We start from the raw sequence: 9,088 nt of genomic DNA, 5'->3' as shown, positions 1-9,088 counted from the left end.
GGTTTCACGGTGGGGCCCAAGGAGAAGAAGCTGGGCATCAAGGGCTCGCCGACCACCGAGTTGTACTTCGAGGACTGTCGCGTCCCCGGCGACCGGATGATCGGGGAGCCGGGCACCGGGTTCAAGACCGCGCTGCGCACGCTGGATCACACCCGCCCGACGATCGGCGCCCAGGCGGTCGGCATCGCGCAGGGCGCGCTGGACGCGGCGATCGAATACACCAAGGACCGCAAGCAGTTCGGCCGCCCGGTCGCCGACAACCAGGGTGTGCAGTTCATGATCGCCGACATGGCGATGAAGCTGGAGGCCGCCCGGCTGATGGTCTACTCCGCCGCGGCGCGCGCCGAGCGCGGCGAGCCGGATCTGGGCTTCATCTCCGCGGCCAGCAAGTGCTTCGCCTCGGATGTGGCCATGGAGATCACCACCGACGCGGTGCAGCTGTTCGGTGGGGCCGGCTACACCATCGACTTCCCGGTCGAGCGGATGATGCGCGACGCCAAGATCACCCAGATCTATGAGGGCACCAACCAGATCCAGCGGGTGGTGATGAGCCGCGCACTGCTGCAGTAGAACTCCGCACAGGCCTACGTGGCAAGTCACTCATCGAGTAAAGCGATGGCCAGCCAGGCGGAATACAACTCCGCCGCGTGCGCCGGCTGAGTAAAATCGCGGCCGGTCAAGTCCCGGATCTTCCGCATCTTGTAGTGCACCGTGTTTCTATGACAGTGCAGTTTCTTGGCGACAGCCGCCGCCGAACCACCACACTCGAACCACGTCCCCAGTGCTTCCAACAAGTCCTTCCGGTCGGCTGTCGGCAAGGTCAACAGGGGACCCAGAATTTGGACCGCCGCCTGCATACTGACATCAGGTTGCGCAACCAAAAGGTGTGCTAGAGGTTCCTCGCCGAATCGAATCGCACGCCGGCTCTGTCGGTGGGCACTCCGGCAAGCGAGATGCGCTTCTGCAGCCGCCTTGGAAATCTCGTACGGCGTTCGAAATGTCGTACTGAACCCGACCCGTGAGTCCGCGACCGTCGTCAACTTCTCAGCCGCGCGATCAATGCACTCCGGAGTGCTCGCCGCGAGCAGACCGACATGAGCGTCTATCTGGGAGTCCCAGACCGAGTGCGCACCCAAAACCTGCAGCATCCCGGTCAGACTGCTGTGCAGTAACGGTTCGCCCTGCTCGCTCGCCTCGATTCTGGCAACGACGAATAAGCCAACCTCCGGCAGGCCCAAGGAGCGGAGCGCATCCAGTATTCGTCCAGAACTGGTCGACTCTTCGAACAGCGTGCGCACCAACTCGGTACGCAGTTGCGCGTCCGCGCGGGACAACAAATTTTCCGTTTCACGGTAGGTCTCCGCAGCCGCGACCGAGTAAGCGTCGACGACATCCCAAATGCGCGTCAACGAGTGGTGCATACTCGGCGAGTCGGGCGCGGCAACTCGAGCAGCAAGTTCCTCCCATATCAGTCGTCCGGCCAACCGGTAGGCGTGCAGCAACGAGGCGATCGGGATACCGAGCTCGGCTTTGAGTTTTCCCGCCGCGTACGCCGGTTCCAGGCAGACCGGCCGATCGCCGGCCAACGCTTCGACCATCGCGGTCAGATTGGCGAGGCAGGTCCGCTGAAGCTCCTCACCGCTGAGCAACGGGGAATCGGAATAGAAGCGATCGGTCATCGCGATCTGTGGGGCCAAGGCCAGGGACATACCCTGCACTGCGGTGAGGAGTTCCTGCACCATTTGAGGTGGAATCCCGGACGCGACCGACGTGCTGGCACTCATGGGGGCAGCGTAACCGCGCCCACCGTGAGGTACAACACGCCTCTCTTGTGCGCCCGCACAGTAGCCGGAGGGTGGATTCGCAACGTGTGCACGTAGCGCTGGTGCGCGCGCACAGCGAGAATGGGACGGCCCGCTTGCTAACGATCTTGCGAAAACGGAGTTTGCATGGCTCAAGAACCGAGGATGTCGGCCGAAACGGGCGCCGTCGACCTGGCGTTATCCGAACTCGCCGACGGTGAGCGCCGGTGGGCGTCGCTCGCGCTCGGCCAGCGCCGCCGCTTGCTCGATGAGATGCGGGCGTTGACTCTGCGACATGCCGACGACTGGGTGGCGACCGCCAGTCGGATCAAGCGCCTCGACCCGCGCGCCCCGCTCGTCGGCGAAGAATGGTTGACCGGCCCCTACGTGTTGGCAGCTGCGCTTCGCGATCTGGCTGGGTCCTTGGAGAATTTGGCGAAGGGAATAAGCCCGCTGGACAAAGCTGGCTTCGGAACGCGTGCCGGGCGCACCACGATCAAGGTATTGCCCACCGGCACGTTCGACACGCTGCTTTTGAACGGATTCAGCGCCGATGTCTGGCTGCGGCCCGGTGTCGACGAGGCCGATGCTCGGGACCGCGCTGGTTTGGCTCAACGCACCCCCGCGGTCACCGGCGGAATCGGCGCCGTACTGGGAGCGGGCAACATCACCTCCATCGCGCCGCTCGACGCACTGTACGAGTTGATTGCCCACAATCGCGTGGTCGCAGTGAAACTCAACCCCCTGACCGATCCACTATTACCGGTGTTCAACAACATCTTCGCGCCTTTGATCGACCTCGGTGCGATCCGGTTTCTCACTGGAGATGCAGACGTCGGCGGTTACCTCGTTCGGCACCAACTGGTATCCCACGTCCATATGACCGGAAGCGCAGCGACTCACGACGCCATCGTCTGGGGCCAGGACGCCGACGCTGCAGTGCGAAAACGCCAGAACAACCCACTCCTGAGCAAAGACGTCACCAGCGAACTGGGCGGGGTTTCGCCGACGATCGTCCTGCCTGGTCGGTGGAGCCAACGTGATCTGACGTTCCAAGCAGAACACATCGCCACCCAACGGTTACACAACGGCGGCTACAATTGCGTAGCGGCTCAGGCGGTCATTCTCTCCGCGGACTGGGGCCAAAAAGATCAGTTTCTCACCGCCTTGCGGAAAGCTGTCCACAACGCTCCTCAGCGCGCTGCCTACTATCCGGGAAGTGACCAGCGCGTCGCACGCGCGCGCACTGCGTATCCGGATGCCGAGCAACTCGGCGCCCGCGGCGAGCGATTGCTGATCACGGGCATCAAACCGGATAGCAACGAGCCGCTGCTTGATAACGAAACCTTTTCTCCGGTCCTAGGTGTCGTCGAGATATCCGGATCCGAGCGGAAATTCGCGCATGCTGCCGTGAACGCCGCAAATACTGCTTACAGCGGTACTCTCGGTGTCAACGTCATCGCCCATCCGAGAACAATCCGCAACCTGGGTGACACCTTCGACTCCATCGTCGCCGAACTGCGCTATGGCACCGTCGCGATCAACGCGTGGACCGGACTCGGCTATCTGACTCCAACGGCGAGTTGGGGGGCGTTTCCCGGGCATACGTTGGCCGATGTGCAAAGTGGGATCGGCATTGTGCACAACGCCTGGTTGATCGACGATGTGGAACGCACCGTGGTGCGCGGGCCGTTCCGGCCGGCTCCACGTTCACTTCTTCGCGGAGAGCTTGCGCTCTCGCCGAAACCGCCGTGGTTCGTGAACAACAGAACGGCGGCGTCCACCGGACGGCTACTCACCTCGTTTGCAGCTGACCCGCGGTGGGGCCGGTTACCGAAAATCTTCTTGTCAGCGCTACGCGGATAGCACGAAGGATGGTTAACGACAACCGCCACAACGCGTCAGTGCCGGCGCGGGATGGCCGGCTGCAGGCGCGCCGAAAGTCCAGTGTGAGCCGAATCAGCTCACGAGCGGCGCTCCTCTTGCTCCACGTAGGCGCAAGCCTGAGCATCGGAGTCACCGGGATCGCCTCAGCACCTGCGTCAGGTGCCGAGCCCACGAGCGACCTCCGATCGGCGGTGGTCGCGGAACGCGCTCAGACCAGCTGCCCCCCTCTGACGTATAACCCGGTGGTTGAAGAGGCCGCGGAAGCGGTGAACAGATCCACCGACGAGTATCTGAGTCACGCGGCGTCGCAGGTCCCCATTACCGACCCGCGGGACGGGCTTCGAGAACTAGGCTACGAGGGCCAATCGGTGCATCTCCTCCAAGGCGCACATCGGAGCGCGGAACTCTCAATCAAGGGCGCAATACTCGAGGGTTACGATGCGATCCCGGATTGCTCTTTCACCGATTTCGGCGTCAGCAGCCGAATGAACACCGACAAGGGTTATTACCTCACCGCTGTTCTGTTGGCCGGGCCATAGCAGGAGGAACGTTTGCGTCTCACACTCAAGGTCCGACTAGCTGCCGTGCCCTTATGCGCCGCCGCGGCGACGATTGCGGTCGCTCCGCCGGCGCGCGCCGCCGACGACGTCACCTATGAGGTCGTCTCCAGTTCTCTCGACTCCGTCGATGCGATCGAATACTACGACGGCGCCGAGAACCGGCGACTCGACCATGTCACGCTGCCATGGCGCACCAACGTGGCGATCGCGGACGCCCGCAGCTTGTCGAACGATGGCGCCGAAATCCGAGCCGATTGGCGTGACACCATCGCCGCTCCGGTGTGGCAACCCGGAAAATGGGTCACGGTACGTATCTATATCGATGGTGTCCTCCGCTGTCAAAACACGCTAGATGTCGGAAACGCGACCTGTTACGGCAGTACGTCATTCAAGTCATAGCGCAGCTTGGCACGCATTAGAGCGACGCACAGTTTCGGGATCGGTAGCTACTCGCAGACCCGCGACCGATGGATCTTGCTACCCCACCGCTTGAACTGCTGGACCGACGGCCCGGTGAACCAACCCGGCTGGTGCGCTTCGATACCAGCCTGAACGTTTGACAATTGCTGCCACAGCCGGTGGAAGCTGTCGCCCTGGTAGATAGGGAAGTACACATCACCAACGTAGTTCTGCGATCTGGTGAGGGCTTCCACCCGGGGGGTCAAAAACGCAAGCGACTGGCCGATGTTGGCCGCGACGATGTCGACCTTCCGCTGCAGATCGCCGACGCTGTAATCCCAGTCGCTGCCCGCACCGCTGATCACCCCCGGCCCGTCGGGCGTAATGCGGATGAACTGTAGGCGGTCGATCTGCCGCTTGAGCGGATCGTACTGCGCGGTGAACCATTGGCACATCTCACGTTCCGCATCAATGTCGGCGACGGAGACCTGATCACGCGTCTGGTCATAGGGATACGGAAACTTCGGTTCCCAATCCGACTCGGTGGGGGTGATGACCGGGAACGGTCGAATGATGTCGTCGTCGGGCGCCGGTTGGTAGGGTTCAGCAACGGCCGCAGGCATAAGACTGCAGGCCAGGGCACCCAACCCTAGAGCCGCCGCGGTCACAATCGACCGGGGATCACGGGACTTTCGCGACAACGGTGCTCCTTCGAATCGTCCGGGCGCGCCCTTACCGCTCACCGACCACGGCGCCGATGCCGCCGACGTCGGTGATCTGCCAGTTGTCCGCGCTATCGAGTGTCACGCTGTACGTCGCGGTCGACTGCAACGGTCCATCGGCTTGCACCGTCGTGGTCAGGACGCTGACAAAGCAGTCGACAACGTAGACCCCGTCGGTCTCGGAACGTACCTTGGCCACCAGTGGCTGTGCCGTGGATGTCCACTCCAGCGGCACGAGAATCTGTTCCATGTCGACAGCGGCTTTGCTCAACCGCTTGTTGAGCTCCGGGCTGGTACCGGCGACGAGCTTCGACTTCCATGAGTCGAGGTCGGCGAAATCCATCGCGGCGGCTTCCACGGCGTAGTCAAGAGAAACTTGTTCGGCGCGTGCATAATTCTGTGTGCGTTCAGTTTGCTCATCGACCTTCTCCTGGGCGCTCCGGTAGAGCCACGCCAGAACAGCCACGGCAACAACGAGCACGGCGATGATGCTCCCAATAGCGAGACCACGCAGTGAGACCGTCAACCGCACCTGGCGCCCACTGTGGGGGGCGGGCTGGCCCGTTGCCGCTCGGGCTGGGGACTCCTCCGGCGTCGCGGCCTCTTCCGCGCTTGCCGAGGCGGGGGCTTCGTCGGAGTCCCGGCGTTCTGAGTCTTCTGAAGTCATAAGCGTGGCTCCTGTTAGCTATTTGTCGGGCACGGTGACGTGCAAGGTGATCGCTCCGTCGGCCGGCACTCCGGCCAACATGTTTTCCAGCAGTTGACCGGTATCGAAGTTCAGCAGGGCGCCAGCGATGCCCGTGACCTGCGGCTGGAAATTCTCACCGATGACTTTGAGATCCCCGCCATTATTGTCGAGCAAACCCTGCACCCGGGCCAGGAAGGCGTTGAACTTCATCAGGTTCTCCGGGGCACCCCGATCGACGAGTGCCGGGAATGCACTCAACATAGAGCGGATGCCGAGGCCAAGCGAATCCACCTTGGGCGAAAGATCGCCGAGGACTGGGCCGAGCCAATCCGCGTTGCGGAGCAGGGTTTGGAAATTTCCAAGTAGGACCTGTCCGCGGCCGTCCATCCCTGCCGTCACATTACGCAGCACCCTGCTGGCGTGCCCCAGAGAAGGCAAGACCATGTTCGGATCCGGCAAGCCGGTATCCAGTTCCTGGGTGATTCTTCCCAACGCGACAGGATCGAGTTGATCAAGAACCCGTACGACGCTGGTCGCCAGTTCAGAAACCGACGGCGGCTGGGTCACCCGGTCAGCACTGAACCGCTGGCCCTTGCGCAATGTTGGCCCGCCTTCACTGCGGGGCCGGAAGCCGATGTAGGACTCCCCCAGAGCCGAGAGATTTTCCAACCGAATGTCCGAGTCTACGGGGATTTGGAAAGGCTCTCTGATGTAGAAGTCAACGGTCGCGACGTCGACAGCGGCCTCGACATGCGTCACCTCACCAACCGGCACGCCGCGGAACAACACCTTGGATCCGGCCACAAGACCATTGACGTCAGCGACTTGTATCGACACGTCCGTACGGTCCGGCGGCAATCCGGATTGCACGCCCAGTGAACCGATGTAACCAAGCGCGAACAACGTCATCGCGGCGAACGCCGCGAACGACATCACGTCACGCAGTCTCATGGCGCCGCCCCGATTATGCGCAAGACATCTTGGACATCTCCTGAAAGTTCACGACCGTCGGGACCGATAATGGAGGTTATGTTCATCGCCGGAAACTTATCGAGCGGCAGAAAATAATCGTAATAGAACTCTCGCCATGCCGGCACCTCCTCCTCGAAAGCCTGCTTGTCTCGTTGCATCGCCCCGAACATGTCCGCCACCGAACTCAGGAGTGGGACCAGCCAGTAGCCACCGCTGTAGACGCTGCCGGCCGACGGTAGGAGCGTGCCCACGTACGACATCCCGGTGCTGATTCGATCGAAGGCGAGCATCCCTTTTGGCGAAAACCACTCGTCAAAGACGGTAAGGCGGTCTTTGAGGACAGTTCCGGTCCCCGATACTCCACGAAGCCAGTGGTCGACCGTCTCGATGCCTTCGGACAGATCCGCCAAGTCTGCCGCCACCCGGTGCGCAATCTGGCGTGCAGTGTCTCCGGACGGTGTCACTCGATTGAGGCCGATAATGGAATTCTGGAGTCGCTGGATCGAACCGCTCGTGACGAAATTGGCCAGGTGAGCGATCGTGTCCTCCAACTGAGGCGGTGAAGTGGTTTGTTCCAACGGAATCCGCGAGCCATCGTGAAGTTGCGACGTCGAGGCGTTCGCCGCCGACCGGTCCAGAGCGACGTAGGTATTGCCGAGCACGGTTGCCTGCTGCACCGAGGCGTAGATGTCCGACGGAATGCGGACACCACGATCTATACGCAACGTCACCCGGACGTGCGTGGGGGTGAGTTCCATCCCGGTGACCAGACCGACAGCACTTCCGTCCATCGTCACCTTCGCGCGTTCCGGAAGATTCAAGACGTTGTCGAATTCAGCGATGACGTCATACCCATCGCGATAAGAGCTTCCGGGTTGCGGCAACGCATCAACGGTGAGCGAGGCACAGCCTGGAAACACCGCAGTGAACGCCAGCATCAGAGCGCCGAGGAATCGCCGGACGTTCATCGCCGCGCCGCCTCGGTCAAGACATACTGCAGTAACGCGATGTCAGCGGCATAAGGTTGCCCCTGCACGTTGGCGCAACTACCCGGTGTTTGGGCGTTCATCATGTTGCAGAGAGCCACTCCGTCCGGGGTGCGGATCCGGTACATCGGGGGCCGGTACCGGATGGGGTCGAACGGCCGGGCATTAAAGTGATTGGCCGCGGTGTTGATCCACCACGGCAGCGGATTGAGAAGGTTGGCTGTACGCGGAGCGTGGGCACTCAGCTTTCGGAGTGCGACCGCCACCGCGTCCAACGTGAACTGGGTCTCCTCGCCCAAGTTGTTCTCGACATCGGTAATCATCGGTGCAATCCACGTCACCCCTTCCACTACGCGGGTAGCGCCCAGAACGGCTGTGTCGAGTTGCGACGTCGTTTCCGTCGCGTCGTTCAGAATTCCCTTCAACGGCTCACGTAGTTCGGTCAACAACGAAGTCAGTTCAGCTAGGTTGATCACCAACGAGCCGAGGTCGTTGAAGACTTGATCCGGACTGTCCAGTAGCGACGACGTGCTCGTGATCAGCGCGTTGAGTTCGGGACCGCTTCCGTGCGTCGCCGCGTCGAGTCCACGAACGGTGTTCGCGAGATTCGCCGAGGTGTCCGGGGTAATCGCATTGAGCATCTCCGTTGCCGACCCGATCGCTTCCGACAACCCTTTCGGGGTCGCCGACCTGCTCAACGGAATACACTCGACGGAGCCCAATTCGGGACCGCCCTCGTAGTTGCCGACCAATTCCAGGGATCGATCCGCAAGAATCGATGTGGAGCGGATGACCGCCATCACATCAGCCGGGAGTCGCCGAGTCTCACGCAGTCGGAAATCGACCCGAACGTGCATGGCGCTCGGCGTCACGGCCTCGACAGAGCCGATCTCGTAGCCCATCTGGGTGACCGGGGGATGTTCACTTCCGAGTAGAGACCAGGGGCGCGTCCACTGTGCCACTATGTCCGATGCCACCGGGCTCTACGTCGGAAACCCGGTCACCCAGATGGGCTACGAGATCGGCTCTGTCGAGGCCGTGACGCCGAGCGCCATGCACGTTCGGGTCGATT

The 9,088-nt window shown here is 62.1% G+C and carries 11 protein-coding genes; 5 read left to right on the top strand and 6 right to left on the bottom strand.

Features of this window, described 5'->3' with window-relative positions; all coding sequences use genetic code 11:
- Positions 1 to 570 (top strand): acyl-CoA dehydrogenase family protein (locus A5643_RS05815; protein ID WP_286143641.1); only part of this gene is annotated, 570 nt, incomplete at its 5' end.
- Between the two features lie 26 nt (positions 571 to 596).
- Here A5643_RS05815 and A5643_RS05810 read toward each other — a convergent pair.
- Positions 597 to 1,784: a PucR family transcriptional regulator gene (locus A5643_RS05810; RefSeq protein WP_066852891.1), complete on the bottom strand. Its 1,188-nt coding sequence runs from the start codon at positions 1,782 to 1,784 to the stop codon at positions 597 to 599.
- Between the two features lie 165 nt (positions 1,785 to 1,949).
- Here A5643_RS05810 and A5643_RS05805 point away from each other — a divergent pair, with 165 nt between their 5' ends.
- From A5643_RS05805 to A5643_RS17655, 3 genes are all read left to right on the top strand, one after another.
- Positions 1,950 to 3,668 carry an aldehyde dehydrogenase family protein gene (locus tag A5643_RS05805; RefSeq protein ID WP_066852889.1) on the top strand — a complete coding sequence of 573 codons (1,719 nt, stop codon included), beginning with the start codon at positions 1,950 to 1,952 and terminating at the stop codon, positions 3,666 to 3,668.
- A 263-nt stretch (positions 3,669 to 3,931) separates the two neighbouring features.
- Positions 3,932 to 4,228: a hypothetical protein gene (locus A5643_RS17660; protein ID WP_231995469.1), complete on the top strand. Its 297-nt coding sequence runs from the start codon at positions 3,932 to 3,934 to the stop codon at positions 4,226 to 4,228.
- Positions 4,229 to 4,240: 12 nt separating this feature from the next.
- On the top strand, positions 4,241 to 4,648 hold the full coding sequence (locus tag A5643_RS17655; protein WP_231995468.1) for a hypothetical protein: 408 nt from the start codon (positions 4,241 to 4,243) through the stop codon (positions 4,646 to 4,648).
- Positions 4,649 to 4,695: 47 nt separating this feature from the next.
- Here the strand turns inward: A5643_RS17655 and A5643_RS05800 are convergent, their stop codons facing one another.
- The 5 genes from A5643_RS05800 to A5643_RS05780 all read right to left on the bottom strand — a co-directional run bounded on the left by A5643_RS05800 (position 4,696) and on the right by A5643_RS05780 (position 8,918).
- Positions 4,696 to 5,319 carry a hypothetical protein gene (locus A5643_RS05800; RefSeq protein WP_502686209.1) on the bottom strand — a complete coding sequence of 208 codons (624 nt, stop codon included), beginning with the start codon at positions 5,317 to 5,319 and terminating at the stop codon, positions 4,696 to 4,698.
- A gap of 61 nt (positions 5,320 to 5,380) precedes the next feature.
- A complete protein-coding gene (locus A5643_RS05795) occupies positions 5,381 to 6,037 on the bottom strand; it encodes a hypothetical protein (protein WP_066852887.1) in 657 nt (218 codons plus the stop codon).
- Positions 6,038 to 6,055: 18 nt separating this feature from the next.
- The gene (locus tag A5643_RS05790) at positions 6,056 to 7,009 is read right to left on the bottom strand and encodes an MlaD family protein (RefSeq protein WP_066852885.1); all 954 of its coding nucleotides are present in this window, start codon (positions 7,007 to 7,009) and stop codon (positions 6,056 to 6,058) included.
- Positions 7,006 to 7,998: an MlaD family protein gene (locus A5643_RS05785; RefSeq protein WP_082948753.1), complete on the bottom strand. Its 993-nt coding sequence runs from the start codon at positions 7,996 to 7,998 to the stop codon at positions 7,006 to 7,008. The genes A5643_RS05790 and A5643_RS05785 overlap by 4 nt, the downstream gene beginning before the upstream one ends.
- Complete coding sequence (locus A5643_RS05780) at positions 7,995 to 8,918, bottom strand: MlaD family protein (protein WP_066852883.1); 924 nt, start codon at positions 8,916 to 8,918, stop codon at positions 7,995 to 7,997. The genes A5643_RS05785 and A5643_RS05780 overlap by 4 nt, the downstream gene beginning before the upstream one ends.
- Before the next feature lie 61 nt (positions 8,919 to 8,979).
- Here A5643_RS05780 and A5643_RS18050 point away from each other — a divergent pair.
- The coding region (locus A5643_RS18050) for an MlaD family protein (RefSeq protein WP_156628566.1) at positions 8,980 to 9,088 on the top strand (109 nt) is incomplete at its 3' end.

The sequence above is a fragment of the Mycobacterium sp. 1274756.6 genome (genome assembly GCF_001668625.1).
Lineage (GTDB): Bacteria > Actinomycetota > Actinomycetes > Mycobacteriales > Mycobacteriaceae > Mycobacterium.
Note: the sequence above shows the minus strand (reverse complement) of the source record. Positions and strands in the feature narration are given on the sequence as shown.